Origin of the sequence: Streptomyces qaidamensis, from assembly GCF_001611795.1 — a bacterium.
GTDB lineage: Bacteria > Actinomycetota > Actinomycetes > Streptomycetales > Streptomycetaceae > Streptomyces > Streptomyces qaidamensis.
In genome coordinates this window covers 3,206,898-3,222,912 of sequence record NZ_CP015098.1, presented here as the reverse complement: position 1 = coordinate 3,222,912, position 16,015 = coordinate 3,206,898, and the positions used below count along the sequence as shown (strand labels likewise).

Sequence of the window (16,015 nt, the reverse complement as noted above, 5' to 3'; positions counted from 1 at the left end):
CGTCGCTCATGCGCCCGGCCCCCTCCGGTCGTCCTCCGGCACGCCCTGCCCCGGCACCCGCGGGCCGCCGCCCAGCAGCTCGGCGGCCGCGTGCTGGTAGCGCAGTACCGCCTGCTCGGCGGCGCGCAGGTCGCACGGGGCGCTCCACAGCATGCGGCGCGCCTTCTCGTACCGCTCCACCAGCAGCGTGTCCTCGGCGAAGCCGTGCCGCGCGACCTTCGCCTTGTACGCGTCCAGCCGGCCGCGCAGCTCGGCTCGGACCGCCAGCGGGGCGGTCACCGCGGTCAACGACTCGCGGGCGCGCAGCAGTTCGTCCTCGGCCTTTTCCTCCAGCGACTCCAGCAGCGGGGACAGCCGGTGCCACTGCGCCTGTCTGCGGTACTCCGCGGCCGCCGCCAGCTGCTCCTGCAGCACGGTCGGCGGACCGCTGACGACCGGCACCTCCGTCGCCGCGATCTTCGCCAGCACCTCGCCGCGTGCCGTGCGCGCCTCGGCCAGCGTGCGGTCCGCGCGGCTGAGGAGGTCCCGCAGCTTCACGATCCGCGTCTCGGCGTCCTGCCGGACGGTCAGTACGGCGTCGATCTCACGGCGTACGTCGTCCAGGGCACGCGCCTCGCGGTCGTACACCGTCGTGTCCGGCCGGCCGCCGCCCGGCGCCGAACTGCCCTCCGCGGCCACCCAGAACGCCAGCGGATCCGAGACGACCTGCTCGCGCAGCTTCGTCAGTATCCGCGTGATGCGCTCCAGGTCGTCGCCCGCGGGGTGCTCGCCGGGGCGCACGCCGACCGAGTGTGCCAGCCGCCGGGTGCGCTGGAGTTCCGCCGCGAGCAGGTCGATCCGGGCCGGCAGGGCCGACCAGACCGCGTCCGCGGCGACGACCATGTCCAGGCTCGTCGCGTACAGCTCGTTCATCCGGTCGACGAGGGCGGCGAGCGAGTAGCGCTCGCTGAGTTTCGTCGGACCGCCGTGCAGGGTGGGGGCGTTGGCCGTCGCCGTGGCGCTGCCCGCGACGGTGACCGAGTCGCCGTTCAGCAGCTCCGTCAGCTCCACCAGGTCCTCGCGGCTGGACCAGCGGCGGCGGGAGCGGATGTCGCGGGCGGTGCGCAGCGCGTCGGTGTACGCGTCGAAGTACGTCCACAGCAGCGTGATCGACGCCTCCGTGGCCGTCCAGCGCTCCTGGGTGACGCCGGTGAGCTCGGCGCCCTCCAGGAGTCTGCGGCCCGCGTGGTCCTGGAGGGCGAGGAGCGAGGTCTCGATCGCCTCGTGCTCCGCGCCGAGCCGCGCCAGCGCACGGTCCACCTCGTCCCGGTCCATCACCGGCCCGGTGGATCCCGTGACGCCCATCGATCACCTCTCGCTGCGTAGTGCCCGTCGGGGGGCTTCGTCGTTGTCCGGTTGCGTACCGGTCATCAGCTCGTGCGGAGGTACTGCGGTGCCGGTGGCTCCGACTTCTTCGCATCCTTGCCCAGTGTTGCCGACAGCCATTGGTCGTACGACGCCTGCCAGCCGTTCGCGGTGTCCTTGCGGTAGTCCACCAGAATCTGGTTGACCCGGCGTACCAGATCGTCCGCGTCCTTCTTCATCGCCACGCCGTAGTACTCGGCAGTGAAGGCGTCACCCTTGAGCTGGACCGTCGGATCCTGTGCCGCCTGGCTCGCCGCGAGCGCGCCGTCGGTGACGACGGCGTCGACCTCGCCGAGCTGCAGCCGCACCAGGCAGTCGAGTTGGTTCGGCACGGTGGTGGAGATGTCGGTACTGGCCGGGAGACCGCCGTCCTTCTTGTCCGCCTCCAGCGTGGAGTACGCGGTGGAGCCCGCCGCCGTGCAGATCCTGCGGCCCGCGAGCGTGTCGTCGTAGCCCTTGACGGGGGAGGACTTCGAGGCCAGGACCTGCTGGCCCGTCTTGAAGTAGGGCGCGGAGAAGGCGACGTCGGCGATGCGGTCGCAGTTGATCGTCATCGTGCGGACGACCATGTCCACGCGGCCGTCCTTGATGGCGGGGATGCGCTGGTCGGTGGGGATCGCCTTGAACTGCACGGCGTCCGGGTCGCCGAGTATGTCCTCGGCGATGCGGCGGACCAGGTCGATGTCGAAGCCTTCGAGCTCCGCGGTCTTGCCGCTGTTGGGGTTGCGGTAGCCCCAGCGGTAGCTGTTCTGGTCGACGCCGACGATCAGCTTGCGCTTCTCGCCCTCGCGGTTCTTGATCGCCCGGATGGTGTCGCCGTCGGCGGAGGACGGGGAGAGGGTCTGCTTCTCGGGGGCCTCGCAGTCCTCTTCCGCGGCGGCCCGGGCGGTCTTGGTGGTCGCGGTGGTGTTCTGGGCGGACGTCGTGTCCGTGGTGAGTGGCAGGCAGAGGGCCACCAGCGCCACCAGGGCGCACACGACTGCCATCGCGGTCACTCCGCCCCAGCCCCTGAGCGCGTCTCGCACGGTCGTTCCTCCCCTCGCCCCCGGCCTGTTCACCGGTACTCCGACAGCCTGCGGCCGATGCCCAGCACCGAGCCCGCGGCGCCCAGCACCGCCAGCAGGGCCGCGCCGGCCGGCATGCCCGTCAGCGCGTCCCGGCCGTCGCCGGCCGCGCGCCTGAATTCCGTCTCCTCGTGTGCCAGTGCCGTGCGCAGGTTCTCGTCGACGCTGTCGAAGCACTCGCCCGTCGCGCCCTTGGTGCCGATGACGCGGTCCAGCGCCTGCTGGTAGTTGCCGTTCTCGTCCTGCTCGCGGGCCGCGGTGTGGCGCTTCTTCCACTCCGTCATGTTGCCCACGGCGGCGGTGACGGGGCGCTCGCCCGAGGTGTCGTCGGCGAGCTTCTCCGCAGCCGCCAGGTGCGCGGCCAGTGCCTTGATGTCCCTGCCGAAGTCGTAGTCGTAGGCGTCGTAGGTGTCTTCGCCGACCTTCTTCGTCTCCGCGCCGCGGGCCACCAGGGTCAGGTTCTCGTTGCCCCGGGCCTTGAGGGAGGCGATGCGCGCGTCGTGCAGGACGTTCAGGGAGCGGACGCCGTGGTCGTAGGAGTCGTCCAGGCCCGCGCGGGCGACGGTGTGGCCCACGACCAGCCAGAGGAGGACGACCGTGGCCGTGGCCGTGGCGGCCACCAGGCCGTGGTTCAGGACCCTGTTCGTCCGCTGGTAGTTGCGGTGCTGGGCCCAGGCGAGTGCGGCCAGGGCGGCGACGCCGAGGGCGATGGCCGCCCAGGGGTAGGGCGTGGCGCTCGCGTAGTCCGCACTGAGGCGCTGGTTCTCCTTCTTGTAGAGGTCCTCCGCCGCCGGGAGCATCTCCTTCTGCATCTTCTCGTTGGCGTAGCGCAGGTAGGCGCCGCCGACGGGGAATCCCTGACGGTTGTACGTACGGGCGCGCTCCACCAGGCCCTTGTACTCCGGGAGGAGTCTGTTGAGCTCGGCGATCGTCGCCGTGGACGGGGAGCCCGGTTCGGCGTTGGCCGCGGCGTTGACGAGCTTCTCGGCGGCCGTGCGGATGTCCCGCTCGTAGCGGTCGCGGGTGGCGGCCGACTCCTGGCCGCCGGCGAGGAAGCCGCTGGAGGCGGCGGTGTTGGCGTCCGCGAGGGAGCGGTAGATGTCGGCGGCGTCCGAACTGAGGGGCTGGCTGCGGGTGAGGACGTCGTCGGCGGCGGCCGCGCGGTCGGTCATCTGCCAGGCGGTGACGGCGCCGAAGGCGATGACGAGGAGGGCGAGGAGGGCGCCGATGATGCGCAGGCGGCCGGGTTCGGTGGTGGCGGCGGCACGGAGCTGGTCGAGGCCTTCGGCGAAGGCGGTGCGGCGGGGCGCCGCCGGGGGCGCCGGGGGGTTCTCGGGGGGCCGGGCCGGGGGTGCCGCCTGTGCCGGGACCGCCGGCAGGACGGGCAGGCCCGGTCCTGGTGGTGGCGGGCTGCTCTTCGGCGTGTACGTCACTGTGACCTCCCCCGTGGTCATCCGTCGCGGCAAGTATCGCTGCCGGGACTGACATCCGCACCGGCCTTGCCTCGATCTTGATCGGATCGCAGCGTGGAGCGTGGCGCGCGCCCCCCTTGCACTACCCCTTGCTCAGGAACACGTGCGGGGTGGGGGTTCGGTTCCCGTGGGTGGGCGTGCGGGTGGCTCCGCCTTCAGCCGGGGGGGGTGGGCCGGGGCCGCGCCGGGGGGTGTCCGTCCTCGGAACGGCGCGATGGGGTGCCACACCGACTGACTGTCCGTTGACGCGCCAACCGCTGCGGGCGGCCCCCCCCTTGCGTACGACGGCGGCTGCGGGAGCGTCGTGGCTCGCCCAGCTGCGGGCACGCGTGCCGCTGGGGGCGGCACCCCGCTCCGCCGGGTTGCGGACCCGCCCTTGCCCCAACGACGACAGCCCTTGCGATTCACACGCCGTAGTACCTCCGCAACCGCCCCTGCGCCCCCTCGCGCGTGCCCACTGTGTCCAGGCCCAGCAGCGCCGCCCCCAGCACCGGGCCAGCCGTCACCACCTGGGGGACCGCCTTGGGGGCGCGCTCCGTGAGCAAGTGGGCGATGTGGTCGTTCAGCAGGGGATGACGGGCCGCCAGGACGCCGCCGCCCAGGAGGACCGGGGCCTCCTCGGACAGGAGGTCCAGGCGGGTCAGGGCGACCACGGCCATGGCGACCACCTCCTCGGCCTGGCGTTCCACGATCGACCGGGCGACCGGGTCACCACCGGAGGCCGTCGCGAAGAGGACCGGGGTCAGCTCGTGGCGTCGGAGGGGCGGGAGGTGCTCCAGGTGCAGGGCCTCGATCAGGGCGTACACGGTGGGCAGGCCGAAGTGGGCGGGGAGCGTGTGGGCGAGGGCGGTGGGGGCGCCGCGGCCGTCCTCCGCCCGGGAGGCGTGCCAGAGGGCCTCCTCGGACAGGCCCCAGCCACCGCCCCAGTCGCCCGAGACCCGGCCGAGGGCCGGGAAGCGGGCCGTGCGGCCGTCGGGGCGCATCCCCACGCAGTTGATGCCCGCGCCGCAGACGACCGCCACGCCCCGGGGTTCGGTGACACCGGCCCGCAGGATCGCGAAGGTGTCGTTGCGGACGGTCACCGTCGTGCCCCACCCGCGCGCGTGCAGTGCCGCCGCCAGTTGTTCCTCCTCGACGGGGAAGTCGGCGTTCGCCAGGCACGCCGAGACGTGGGTGACCGAGGTGAGCCCGGCGGTGGTGAGGGCCCGTGTGACCGTCTCGGCCAGGTCGTCCATCGCCGTGTCCACGCCCACCGCGGGCGGACGGAACCCGCCCCCGCGTGCCGTGGCCAGGACCTCTCCGTCCGCCGTCACGATCGCGACGTCGGTCTTGCTGTTGCCCGCGTCGATGGCGAGGACGGTCAGGCCCACGCGAGGTGCTCCCGGTTGTGTGCGATCAGCCGGTCGGTGAGCGTCTCGGCGTACGCGTACTGGCCGATGAGGGGGTGGGAGAGCAGGGCGCGGAAGACGCGTTCCCTGCCGCCGTGCAGGGCGGCTTCGAGGGCCAGGTGTTCGTAGGCGGTCACGTCGGCCATCAGGCCCGCGTAGAGGGGGTCGACGGGGTGTACGGGGAGGGGGGCCGCGCCCTTGGTGCCCACGGCCGCCTGGACCTCGATCACCGCGTCGTCGGGGAGGAAGGGGATCGTGCCCCGGTTGTACGTGTTGACCACCTGGTACGGCGCGCCGCCGCCGCCCAGCAGGGCCGCGGCCAGGTCCACCGCCGCCTCCGAGTAGAAGGCACCGCCCCGCTCGCCGAGCAGCTCCGGCTTCTCGTCCAGGGCGGGGTCGGCGTACATGGTCAGCAACCGGCGTTCCATCTCCGCGACTTCGGCCGCCCGGGACGGCTTCGTCCCCAGTTCCCGTACGACCTCGTCGTGCGCGTAGTAGTAGCGCAGGTAGTAGGAGGGGACCACGCCCAGGGTGTCGAGCAGGGGGCGGGGCAGACGGAGGTCGGCGGCGATCCGGTCGCCGTGTTCGCCGAGCAGCTTCGGCAGGACGTCCTCGCCCTCCGGGCCGCCCAGGCGTACCGCCGTCTCCCAGGTCAGATGGTTGAGGCCCACGTGGTCCAGGTGGATCCCGGAGGGCGCGACGGACAGCAGCGCCGCGAACTTGCGCTGCAGGCCGATCGCCACGTTGCACAGGCCCACCGCCTTGTGGCCCGCCTGGAGCAGGGCGCGGGTCACGATCCCCACCGGGTTCGTGAAGTCGATGATCCAGGCCCGGGGGTTGGTGCGGCGGACGCGGTCCGCGATGTCCAGGACGACCGGGACCGTGCGCAGGGCCTTCGCCAGGCCGCCGGCGCCCGTGGTCTCCTGGCCCACGCAGCCGCATTCCAGGGGCCAGGTCTCGTCCTGCTGACGGGCCGCCTGGCCGCCGACGCGGAGTTGGAGGAGGACCGCGTCCGCGCCGTCGACCGCCTCGTCGAGGCTGGTCGTCGTGGTGATGCGGCCCGTGTGGTCCTGGCGGGCGAAGATGCGGCGGGCCAGACCGCCCACCAGCTCCAGGCGGTCCTGGGCGGGGTCCATCAGGACCAGTTCCTCGACGGGCAGGGTGTCCCTCAGGCGGGCGAAGCCGTCCACGAGTTCGGGGGTGTAGGTCGAGCCTCCGCCGACCACGGTGAGTTTCATCTGTGTCTAACCCTTTACTCCGGTGAGCGTGACGCCCTCGACGAACGCCTTCTGGGCGAAGAAGAACACGAGGATCACGGGGGCCATGACCAGCACCGTGGCGGCCATGGTGAGGTTCCAGTCGGTGTGGTGGGCGCCCTTGAACGACTCCAGGCCGTAGGAGAGCGTCCAGGCGCCCGGGTTCTCCGAGGCGTAGATCTGGGGGCCGAAGTAGTCGTTCCAGGCGTAGAAGAACTGGAAGAGGGCGACGGCGGCGATGCCCGGCTTGGCCATCGGGAGGACGACCTTCAGCAGGGTGCGCAGGTCGCCGCAGCCGTCGACCTTGGCGGCGTCCACGTACTCGTCGGGGATCGTCGTCAGGAACTGGCGCAGCAGGAAGATGGAGAACGCGTCGCCGAACGCCATGGGGATGATCAGCGGCCAGAGCGAGCCGGACAGCTCCAGCTGCTTCGCCCAGAACAGATACATCGGGATGATGATCACCTGCGGCGGCAGCATCATCATCGAGATGACCAGCATGAGGGCCAGATTGCGGCCACGGAAGCGGAACTTGGCCAGGGCGTAGGCCACGGGGATCGAGGACACGACCGTGAGGACCGTGCCCAGGCCCGCGTAGATCAGGGTGTTCCTCCACCAGGTGAGGAAGCCCGGGGTGTCGAAGACCCGTCGGTAGTTGTCCCCCTCCCAGGTGTGCGGGATCAGGTCGCGGCTGAGCGCCTGGCTGTCGCTCATGAGGGACGTGAGGAAGACGAAGACGAAGGGGAGGGTGAAGAAGAGGGCCGCGGCGATGCCGAGGGAGTGGACGGCGATCCATTCCAGGAGGAACCTGCGGCGGGCCGTGCGTTCCGCGGGGGTAGGGGGCGCCTTCGACTCCAGGGCCTTTTCGAGTACCTGCGTCATCGTTCACCTGCCTGGATCAGGCCGCCCCTGCGGCGCATCAGAAGTGCCGTGAAGGCCATCGAGAGGGCGAAGAGGACCAGGGCGACCACGCAGGCCGAGCCGTAGTCGAAGCGCTGGAAGCCCAGGTTGTAGACGAGTTGGGGGAGGGTGAGGGTGGACTTGTCGGGATAGCCGGGCTCGAACTGCGTGCCCGCTCCCTGGATCACGCCCGAGGCGACCTTCCCGGCGATCAGAGGCTGCGTGTAGTACTGCATGGTCTGGATCACGCCGGTGACGACCGCGAACATCACGATCGGCGAGATGTTCGGGAGCGTCACGTAGCGGAAGCGCTGCCAGGGCGTCGCGCCGTCCAGTTCCGCCGCCTCGTACTGCTCCTTCGGCACGTCGAGCAGGGCGGCCATGAAGATGACCATCAGGTCGCCGATGCCCCACAGGGCCAGGAGGGTCAGGGCCGGCTTCGACCAGGCCGGGTCGTTGAACCAGCCCGGGGCCGGCAGCCCCGTCTTCTCCAGGAGGGAGTTGACCGGGCCCGTACCGGGGTTGAGGAGGAAGGCGAAGGCCATCGTGGCCGCCACGGGCGGGGCGAGGTACGGCAGGTAGAAGAGGGTGCGGAAGACACCCGTGGCCGTCTTGATCCTGGTGATCAGCAGGCCCACGCCCAGGCCGAAGGCGACCCGGAGCGTGACCATGATGACGACCAGCCACAGGGTGTTGCGCAGGGCGGGCCAGAACAGCGGGTAGTGCTCGAAGACGTACGCCCAGTTCTTCGTGCCGCTCCACACCGGCGGCCTGAAGCCGTCGTACCGCATGAAGGAGAAGTAGACGGTGGAGACCAGGGGGTAGGCGAAGAAGACCGTGAAGCCGATCAGCCAGGGGGAGAGGAAGGCGAGGGTGCGCAGGGACGAGCGGCGGTGCTTCGCCCGCAGAGTAGAGGTACTCATGGCCTACTTCGCCTGCGCGATGTCCGTGTCGATCTGTGCCGCCGTCCTCTTCAGACCGGCCTTGAGATCGGTCGCCTTGCCGCTTTCGTAGTCGTAGCCGAACTGCTGGATCGTGGTGAGGTAGACGCCGCCGTTGACGGAGGCGGGGGCGGTGGTGGAGTTCGGGTCCGCCGCGATCTCCAGGAACGTCTTGAAGCGCGGGTCGTACGTCAGCTTCGGGGACTTCAGGGCCGCCAGCGTCGAGGGCACGTTGTGGATGGCGTTGGAGAAGTTCACCACCGCGTCCGTGTCCGTGGTCATGTACTTCACCAGCTCCCAGGCCGCGTTCTGCTTCTTGCCGGTCGCGGCGATACCGGCGATGGTGCCGGTGATGTAGCCCTTGCCGTACTGGTCGGCCTGGTCGTCGGGGACGGGCAGCGGGGCCACGCCGATGTCGAACTTCGGCTTGGCGTCCAGGGCCATGCCCAGGCGCCACTCGCCGTCGAGCTGCATGGCGACCTGGCCGGTGTGGAAGGGGTGCCGGGGGCCCCACTCGTCGCCGAGCCCGGAGCGGTAGGTCTCCAGCTTGCGGTAGCCGCCGAGTGCGTCGACCAGCTTCTTCTGCAGCTTGAACGCGGCCTCGAAGGCCGGGTCCTTGCCGACGTTCGACTTGCCTTCCTTGTCGAAGTACGTGGGGGAGAACTGGCCGAGGTAGTGCTCGGTGGTGGTCTCCCAGCCGTGGTAGTTCGGCATGAAGCCGAGCTGCTTGTACGTGTCGCCCTGGGGAATGGTCAGCTTCTCGGCGACCCGCTCGAATTCCGACCAGGTCTTCGGCGGTGCGGTGATGCCCGCCTTCTTGAACGCCGTCTTGTTGTAGTAGAGGCCGTAGGCGTCGCCGAGGAGGGGGACCGCGCAGCGGTTGCCCTCGAACCGGGTGTACTCGTTCATGGCCTTCGGGAAGGTCTTCTGCGGGTCGATGCCCGACTTCTCGAAGAAGGGGTTGAGATCCACCAGGGCGCCCGAGGAGCAGAACTTCCCGACGCTGTTCGTGGTGAACGACGAGATCACGTCCGGGGCCTTGTCGCCGCCGGTGCGCAGGGCCTGGTTCATCTTGTCGTCCGTCATGTTGCCGACGACGTCGACGTGGATGTTGGGGTGCGCCCTCTCGAAGCCGGCGACCAGCTCCTTGACGGCCTTCACCTCCGACGGCGCGCTCCAGGCGTGCCAGAAGGTGACGGTCGTCTCCTTGGAGGCGTCGTCGCTCGCGCCGGAGTCCGGCTTGCCGGTGCAGGCCGTGGCGAGGAGGGCGACGGAGGCGGAGGCGGCGAGGGTGATGGCGGTTTTTCTGGATATTCCGGGCATGGCAGGGCTCCCTGAGGCACGGGGGAAGAGGAAGGGAATCGCGGGGGGGGGGGGGGGTCAGCGGGAGGTGTCGAAGACCTCGTCGCGTGTCGTCGCGAGCGCGCTCTCCAGCGCGCCGCGCAGCACGGGGTGTTCACGGACGTCGCCCACGACCAGGCGCGGGCGGGACGCGGCCAGCTCTTCCAGTTCGGTCTGGACGAGGGCGCGCAGCGGCTCGCCGCCCGAGGTGAGGGACGCGCCGCTCAGCACGACGAGCTCGGGGTCGAGGACCGAGACCAGGGAGGCCAGACCGGTGGCCAGCCGCGTCGCGTAGGTCCGCAGGAGGTGCCGGTGGGCGTCGTCGCCGGTCTGCGCCGCCCGGGCCAGCAACCGGGCGGCGGCCTCGGCGTACGGACCCTGCGGGATGTCCTCGATGCCGAGCTCGCGGGCCAGGCGCGGGACGGCCTGGGAGCCGGCCAGCTCCTGGTAGCCGCCGCTGTTGGCCTTGGTGACCTGGCGGACCAGGGGGGTGCCCGGCACCGGCAGGAAGCCGACCTCGCCGGCGCCGCCGGTCCAGCCGCGGTGCAGCCGGCCGCCCAGCACCAGGGCGGCGCCCAGGCCCTCCTCGTTCCACAGCAGCACGAAGTCCGCGTGGCCCCGGGCCGCCCCGAGGCGCTGCTCGGCGAGCGCGACCAGGTTGACGTCGTTCTCGTACTCGAACGGCATCGGCAGGGCGGCGGCGAGCTCCTCCAGCAGGGTGGGGGAGTGCCAGCCGGGCAGGTGGGAGGCGTAGCGCAGCCGTCCGGTGGTGGGGTCGAAGGCGCCGGGGGTGCCGATGACGAGGCGGTGGACGTCGTCCCGGGCGAGACCGGCCGCCTTCACGGCTCCGTCCAGGGCGTCGGTGACCTGCTGGACGACCGGGGTGCCGGTGCGCCTGCCGGGGGTGGGCAGTTCGAAGCGGCCGACCGTGCGGCCGGTGATGTCGGCGACCGCGGCGAGGATCCGCTGGGGGGTGACGTCGAGCCCCGCGGCGTAACCGGCTGCCGGATTGACCTCGTAGAGCTGGGCGCTCGGGCCCGGCCGGCCTTCGGTGGTGCCGGTGGCCAGGACGAGACCCGCCGCCTCCAGCCGGGACAGGAGCTGGGAGGCGGTCGGCTTGGACAGGCCGGTGAGCTTGCCGATCCGGGTGCGGGACAGCGGTCCGTGCTCCAGCAGCAGGTCCAGGGCGGCCCGGTCGTTCATGGCGCGCAGGACGCGCGGAGTGCCCGGCGTGCCGGCGGTTCCTGCCATGCGTGTCCACACCTGCCCTTCGGCTGCTCAGCTTCTCAGTGATCAGGCGGGGAAGTCCATCGGACGGCCCGCTCTGCGATCACTGTTAGGAAAGTTTCCTATCGATGGGGAGGAAGCTAAGCCCGGCGCCGGGTGGCCGTCAAGAGGGGACGCCCCGTCTCCATCCGGACATGCGAGAGGGCGGCATCCGGTTCTGCCGGATGCCGCCCTCTGGGTAAGGGGGGCGCTGCTACTTCGTGGTGCTCGTCGGCGCGGGCGGTGCGAGCGGGGACGCCGCCGCAGACTGCGGGGACGTCGCGTTCGCGTACACCGACGGGGCGGCCATCCCCGCCGTCGGGTCGACGGGCTGCTCCTCCACCGGGGCCGTGGCACCGCCGACGATCCGGATGCCCGCCGCGTCGAAGGCCCGCTTGATGCGCCAGCGCAACTCGCGCTCCACGGTCAGGGACTTGCCGGGCATCGTCTTGGCCGTGACGCGCACGACCATGGAGTCCAGCAGCACGCTGTCCAGGCCGAGGACCTCGATCGGGCCCCACAGCAGCTCGTTCCAGGGCTCCTCGGCGCCCATCTTCTCGGCGACCTCGTCCAGGGTGGCCTTCACCCTGTCCAGGTCCTCACCGGCGTGGACGGTGACGTCGACGTTGGCCGTCGCCCAGCCCTGCGAGAGGTTGCCGATGCGCTTGACCTCGCCGTTGCGGACGTACCAGATCTCACCACCGTCGCCGCGCAGCTTGGTCACGCGCAGGCCCACCTCGATCACCTCGCCGGAGGCGACGCCCGCGTCGATCGTGTCGCCGACGCCGTACTGGTCCTCCAGGATCATGAAGACGCCGGACAGGAAGTCCGTGACGAGGTTGCGGGCGCCGAAACCGATCGCGACACCGGCGACACCGGCCGAGGCCAGCAGCGGGGCGAGGTTGATCTGGAAGGTGCCCAGGATCATCAGCGCGGCGGTGCCGATGATCAGGAACGACGCCACCGAGCGCAGCACCGAGCCGATGGCCTGCGAGCGCTGCCGACGGCGCTCGACGTTGACGAGCAGCCCGCCGATCGCACTGCTCTCCCCGGTCTGGTGGTTCCGGTTCATGCGGTCGATCAGCTTGGTGATCGACCGCCGTACGACGACCCTCAGGATCACCGCTATCGCCACGATGAGCAGGACCCTGAGCCCGATCGCGAGCCACGTCGACCAGTTCTGCTCGACCCAGCCGGCGGCGTTCGTCGCGCTCTCCTGGGCGTCCTGGAGCGAGGGCACTCTCGGAGTCTCCGAGTCCGAGGGGGTCGGCGACGGCGACGGACCGGCGGCGAGCAGGACGGCGGACAGGGACACGGCAGGTACCTCCAGGTGCAGCGGTCTGCCCCGGTGCGGTGGTTCGCGGGGTCAAGGTCACGGCGGGGTCACCGAAGGGGCAGAACCACCACACTAACGGGGCATTGTGTGTGCTTCGGCAGGATGTGTGAAGGAGAGACCGTGCTCACCTGGGCTTGAACAGGCCGTGCTCCGGGGGATGCATCAGATGTGGTCGAAAACACTCCCAGCCCGTTACGGGGACATGGTGGCGCTTCCACCAGGCATGAGGGGAGACTGGCTACGAATCGTCCCGGCGCGAGCCACGCGCCGCCGGCGTCCAAGGAGGCATCCGTGCCGCATGTCCTGGTCCTCAACGCGTCGTACGAGCCGCTAGGCGTCGTACCGCTCCGCCGCGCGCTCGTCCTCGTCCTCGAGAACAAGGCCGTATGCCTCGAGGAGTCCGGCGCCTATCTGCACAGCGCGACCGTCACAGTCCCCGCACCCAGCGTGGTCCGGCTCAAGCGATTCGTCCGGGTTCCCTATCGGGGGCCCGTTCCTCTGACCCGCCGGGCGCTGTTCGCCCGCGACGGGGGCCGGTGCATGTACTGCGGTGGCGTCGCAACCAGCGTCGACCACGTCATCCCGCGCAGCCGCGGGGGCAAGCACGTCTGGGACAACGTGGTGGCGTCCTGTCGCCGCTGCAACCACGTGAAGGCCGACCGGCACCTCTTCGAGATCGGCTGGCGGCTGCGCCACAAACCCGCCCCGCCGTCCGGCCTGGCCTGGCGCATCATCGGGACCGGCCATAGGGACCCGCGCTGGCTGCCGTACTTGCAGCCGTTCGGCGCGGAGGACGCCATGGCCCGGATCGACGGCATTTCCGCCTGACGACGATCCGGGCCTTCGTATTGCCGCGCGCGGCCTGCCGACCGGCCCGGGGAACCCCCGTTCCCCCGGGCCGGCCCGTCAGGGGGGACGTGCCTACGCGTACCGCAGTTCCCCCGGGCGCACCGATCGGCGCAGCAGGGGCAGTGCGGTGGCCGCGGCCAGCAGACAGGCGGCGTAGACGGCGACGGGGACCAAGGTGATCGCCCAGGGGACCGGCTCGTTGCCGAGCAGGGCGTACCACACGCCGACGGCCGTCCCGCCGAGGCCGGCGAGCAGCACCGCCGGGGCCAGCGGCAGGGCTGTCTCCAGCAGCAGGGCCCGGCCGAGCACCCGCTGCGGCACCCCGGCGGCGGCCTGTGCGGCGAGGCCCCTGCGGCGGGTGGCCAGGGACTCTGCGGTGCCGACGGCCAGGCCGGACAGGGTGATGGCGAAGGCGATGCCGATGGCCGCGCCGGTGAGGTCGAGGCCGGTGAGGTAGTAGGACGGGGGTGCGGAGAACCGGTGAGTGCGCACCACCTCGCCCATGACGTGCCGGACACCCATGAAGCCGGTCCCGACGACCGTCACCAGCAGCACTGCCGCGTGGGTGCGGGCGGCCGACCAGGGGTCGTCGCGCAGCCGTTCCGCCGCGATCAGCGTCGCAGCCGACCGGGCCCGGACGGCCAGGATGCGCCCGGTCGCCTTCGCGGTTGCCCCGGAGAGCCACACGGCGCCCGCGCCGACCGCGAGGACCACGCCCGCCATCGCCAGCGGCATCCCGGCGTGCGGACGGTGGGCGGCGGCCGAGAACATGCTGAGCACGGTGAGCAGCGTCACCACCCCGATCAGCACCACCCCCGCCAGGAACAGCAGCCCCGGCCCCCGCCCGGTGCGCGGCGCGACCCTGCGCACCCAGCCGAGGGGCGAGGTCACCACCCGGCGCAGTGCCAGCGCGCCCGCCGCCGCGCCCAGCAGCGGTACGGCGACGGCGACCAGGGCGATCGCCACCCAGGCCAGGGCGTTGGGCCGGTTCCAGTGACGCAGCAGGAGCAGCACGAAGAAGACGGTGGCGACCGTCGAGCCCAGCAGACAGGCCGGCCCGGTCTCCAGCGCGGCGATCCGCCGCACCTGCCAGGGCGTCGCCCCGGCCAGCCGCAGCCCGGCCAGCCGCCGGTCGCGGTGCACCGCCCCGATCCGGGCGCACTGGCCGAGGAACCCGAGCACCGGCAGGAGCAGGAGCAGCAGGCCGACGATCACGCCGGCGCGCGTGCCGGGCTGGTCCAGCAGCCCCGCGGCGACGGGCACGTCGTAGCTGCCGCGCAGTGCCGCCAGGGTGACGGCCGCCAGCGCGAACCCGGTCGCGAGCGCCGCCCCCGCCGCCGTGAGGGTCACCCGCCACCACTCGCCGCGGTCCGAGCCCCGGGTGAGCTCCCAGGCGAGGCGCACATCGGCTCGAAGCGACATCACGCCGTCACCCCCAGCGCCGCCACGGCGCCGTCCCGCAGCTGGACCTCGCGGTCCGCGTACGCCGCCACCTGGGCGTCGTGCGTGATCAGCAGGACGGCCGTGCCCGACTCGCGGGCCGTGTGCACCAGGGCCGTCATGACCTGCTCGCTCGCGAGGGAGTCCAGCGCCCCCGTCGGCTCGTCGGCGAAGACCACCCTCGGGCCGGTGACCAGGGCCCGGGCCAGGGCCGCCCGTTGCGCCTGGCCGCCGCTCAGCTCGCCCGGCCGAAGGTCCTCCTGGCCCCGCACGCCGAACCGCTCCAGCCACTCCCCGGCCCGGGCCCGGGCCGTGACCCGGTCGGTGCCGGCCAGCAGCAGGGGCAGGGCCACGTTGTCCAGGACCGTCAGCTCGGGGATGAGCTGCCCGAACTGGAACACCACGCCGAACTCGGTGCGCCGCAGCTCGCTCAGCCGCTTCTCGGGCAGGTCCTCCAGCCGCCGGCCGTCGTACGTCACCGAGCCCGCGTCCGGGCGGACGATGCCGGAGAGGCAGTGCAGCAGCGTCGACTTCCCGCTGCCGCTCGCGCCGGTCACGGCGAGGATCTCGCCGGCGTGCAGCTCGACCGACGCGCCGCGCAGGGCCTGTGTCCGGCCGTGCGCCTTGACGAGGCCGCCGGCCGTGAGGAGGGGCACGGGTCTGCTCATGCTGCGTCGACCTCCGCGGTCAGGGTGGTGAGCCGGGCCGCCGTGGTGCTCATCCAGCGGAGGTCGGCGTCGAGGTGGTTGAGGGCGTAGTCCGCCGAGAGCACGGTCGCGAGGTCCGCGCCCTTGGCGGCCTTGACCGCCGTGAGCTCCCGCATCCGCTCCATGTGCGCGGCGCGCTGGGCGCTCAGGTACCGGGCCGGGTCGCCGCCCGCGAGGATCGCGACCACGACCTTGGCGAAGATCTCGTTCGCCACGAAGGGCGCGGGTGGCGCGATCTCCCCGGCCCACCGGGCCAGTTCGTGCGTCCCTTCGTCCGTCGTCCGGTACATCGTGCGCTCCGGGCCGCCGTCCGAGTCGGTGCCGTCGACCTCGGCGAGGCCGTCCCGTACGAGGCGCTGCAGGGTCGTGTAGACCTGCCCGTAGGCCAGCGGACGGGCCTGCGGGAAGCGTTCGTCGTGGCGCCGCTTCAGGTCGTAGCCATGGCTCGGGCCCGTCGCGAGCAGGCCCAGCAGGATGTGACGGGTGCTCATGCCGAGCATTATGCACTGAGTACATGTACTGAGTGAATAGTCTGTCGCGAAAGAGTTCGCCGCCGCAGCGTCGCCTCGCCCGAGCTCTTCCGGCGCCGCGACGGCCGGGCCCTCGGGCTCGGGCAGCGGAGCGGAGCGGAGTGACAGTACGCGGCAGAGG

General features: G+C 71.7%; 14 protein-coding genes. 1 reads left to right on the top strand and 13 read right to left on the bottom strand.

The window, feature by feature from the left end; genetic code table 11:
• Window positions 1–6: 6 nt before the first annotated feature.
• From A4E84_RS14060 to A4E84_RS14015, 10 genes are all read right to left on the bottom strand, one after another.
• A complete protein-coding gene (locus tag A4E84_RS14060; protein WP_062926901.1) occupies window positions 7–1,344 on the bottom strand; it encodes a coiled-coil domain-containing protein in 1,338 nt (445 codons plus the stop codon).
• A 65-nt stretch (window positions 1,345–1,409) separates the two neighbouring features.
• Window positions 1,410–2,390, bottom strand: coding sequence for a glutamate ABC transporter substrate-binding protein (locus tag A4E84_RS14055; protein WP_107308319.1), 981 nt, complete (start codon window positions 2,388–2,390; stop codon window positions 1,410–1,412).
• Window positions 2,391–2,458: 68 nt separating this feature from the next.
• Entirely contained in the window at window positions 2,459–3,901 is a 1,443-nt protein-coding gene (locus tag A4E84_RS14050; protein WP_062931444.1) for a hypothetical protein, read from the bottom strand.
• 443 nt (window positions 3,902–4,344) lie between these two features.
• Complete coding sequence (locus tag A4E84_RS14045) at window positions 4,345–5,310, bottom strand: N-acetylglucosamine kinase (protein ID WP_062926900.1); 966 nt, start codon at window positions 5,308–5,310, stop codon at window positions 4,345–4,347.
• Window positions 5,301–6,566, bottom strand: a complete 1,266-nt coding sequence (locus tag A4E84_RS14040; RefSeq protein WP_062926899.1) for a 6-phospho-beta-glucosidase — start codon at window positions 6,564–6,566, stop codon at window positions 5,301–5,303. The genes A4E84_RS14045 and A4E84_RS14040 overlap by 10 nt, the downstream gene beginning before the upstream one ends.
• A 6-nt stretch (window positions 6,567–6,572) precedes the next feature.
• Entirely contained in the window at window positions 6,573–7,466 is an 894-nt protein-coding gene (locus tag A4E84_RS14035; RefSeq protein WP_062926898.1) for a carbohydrate ABC transporter permease, read from the bottom strand.
• Window positions 7,463–8,407 (bottom strand): carbohydrate ABC transporter permease, encoded by a 945-nt coding sequence (locus tag A4E84_RS14030; RefSeq protein WP_062926897.1) that lies wholly within the window; start codon window positions 8,405–8,407, stop codon window positions 7,463–7,465. The genes A4E84_RS14035 and A4E84_RS14030 overlap by 4 nt, the downstream gene beginning before the upstream one ends.
• A gap of 3 nt (window positions 8,408–8,410) precedes the next feature.
• A complete protein-coding gene (locus A4E84_RS14025) occupies window positions 8,411–9,748 on the bottom strand; it encodes an ABC transporter substrate-binding protein (protein WP_062926896.1) in 1,338 nt (445 codons plus the stop codon).
• Between the two features lie 57 nt (window positions 9,749–9,805).
• Complete coding sequence (locus tag A4E84_RS14020; RefSeq protein ID WP_062926895.1) at window positions 9,806–11,017, bottom strand: ROK family transcriptional regulator; 1,212 nt, start codon at window positions 11,015–11,017, stop codon at window positions 9,806–9,808.
• A gap of 229 nt (window positions 11,018–11,246) precedes the next feature.
• Window positions 11,247–12,347: a mechanosensitive ion channel family protein gene (locus tag A4E84_RS14015; RefSeq protein WP_062926894.1), complete on the bottom strand. Its 1,101-nt coding sequence runs from the start codon at window positions 12,345–12,347 to the stop codon at window positions 11,247–11,249.
• Window positions 12,348–12,659: 312 nt separating this feature from the next.
• Between A4E84_RS14015 and A4E84_RS14010 the strand changes: the two genes are divergently transcribed.
• Window positions 12,660–13,196, top strand: coding sequence for an HNH endonuclease (locus A4E84_RS14010; RefSeq protein WP_031110731.1), 537 nt, complete (start codon window positions 12,660–12,662; stop codon window positions 13,194–13,196).
• 93 nt (window positions 13,197–13,289) lie between these two features.
• Here A4E84_RS14010 and A4E84_RS14005 read toward each other — a convergent pair whose 3' ends face one another.
• From A4E84_RS14005 to A4E84_RS13995, 3 genes are read right to left on the bottom strand one after another with little or no spacing between them, the layout of a single operon-like run.
• Entirely contained in the window at window positions 13,290–14,639 is a 1,350-nt protein-coding gene (locus tag A4E84_RS14005; RefSeq protein WP_062926893.1) for an FtsX-like permease family protein, read from the bottom strand.
• The gene (locus tag A4E84_RS14000; RefSeq protein ID WP_062926892.1) at window positions 14,639–15,325 is read right to left on the bottom strand and encodes an ABC transporter ATP-binding protein; all 687 of its coding nucleotides are present in this window, start codon (window positions 15,323–15,325) and stop codon (window positions 14,639–14,641) included. The genes A4E84_RS14005 and A4E84_RS14000 overlap by 1 nt, the downstream gene beginning before the upstream one ends.
• Window positions 15,322–15,855: a PadR family transcriptional regulator gene (locus A4E84_RS13995; protein WP_062931442.1), complete on the bottom strand. Its 534-nt coding sequence runs from the start codon at window positions 15,853–15,855 to the stop codon at window positions 15,322–15,324. The genes A4E84_RS14000 and A4E84_RS13995 overlap by 4 nt, the downstream gene beginning before the upstream one ends.
• Window positions 15,856–16,015: the final 160 nt, after the last annotated feature.

What these genes read in the sequence shown, in the direction of transcription:
- A4E84_RS14035 (WP_062926898.1), bottom strand. Translation starts at nt 7,466, where the DNA reads ATGACGCAGGTACTCGAAAAGGCCCTGGAGTCGAAGGCGCCCCCTACC.
- A4E84_RS14040 (WP_062926899.1), bottom strand. Translation starts at nt 6,566, where the DNA reads ATGAAACTCACCGTGGTCGGCGGAGGCTCGACCTACACCCCCGAACTC.
- A4E84_RS14060 (WP_062926901.1), bottom strand. Translation starts at nt 1,344, where the DNA reads ATGGGCGTCACGGGATCCACCGGGCCGGTGATGGACCGGGACGAGGTG.
- A4E84_RS14020 (WP_062926895.1), bottom strand. Translation starts at nt 11,017, where the DNA reads ATGGCAGGAACCGCCGGCACGCCGGGCACTCCGCGCGTCCTGCGCGCC.
- A4E84_RS14030 (WP_062926897.1), bottom strand. Translation starts at nt 8,407, where the DNA reads ATGAGTACCTCTACTCTGCGGGCGAAGCACCGCCGCTCGTCCCTGCGC.
- A4E84_RS14005 (WP_062926893.1), bottom strand. Translation starts at nt 14,639, where the DNA reads ATGTCGCTTCGAGCCGATGTGCGCCTCGCCTGGGAGCTCACCCGGGGC.
- A4E84_RS13995 (WP_062931442.1), bottom strand. Translation starts at nt 15,855, where the DNA reads ATGAGCACCCGTCACATCCTGCTGGGCCTGCTCGCGACGGGCCCGAGC.
- A4E84_RS14025 (WP_062926896.1), bottom strand. Translation starts at nt 9,748, where the DNA reads ATGCCCGGAATATCCAGAAAAACCGCCATCACCCTCGCCGCCTCCGCC.
- A4E84_RS14000 (WP_062926892.1), bottom strand. Translation starts at nt 15,325, where the DNA reads ATGAGCAGACCCGTGCCCCTCCTCACGGCCGGCGGCCTCGTCAAGGCG.
- A4E84_RS14055 (WP_107308319.1), bottom strand. Translation starts at nt 2,390, where the DNA reads ATGGCAGTCGTGTGCGCCCTGGTGGCGCTGGTGGCCCTCTGCCTGCCA.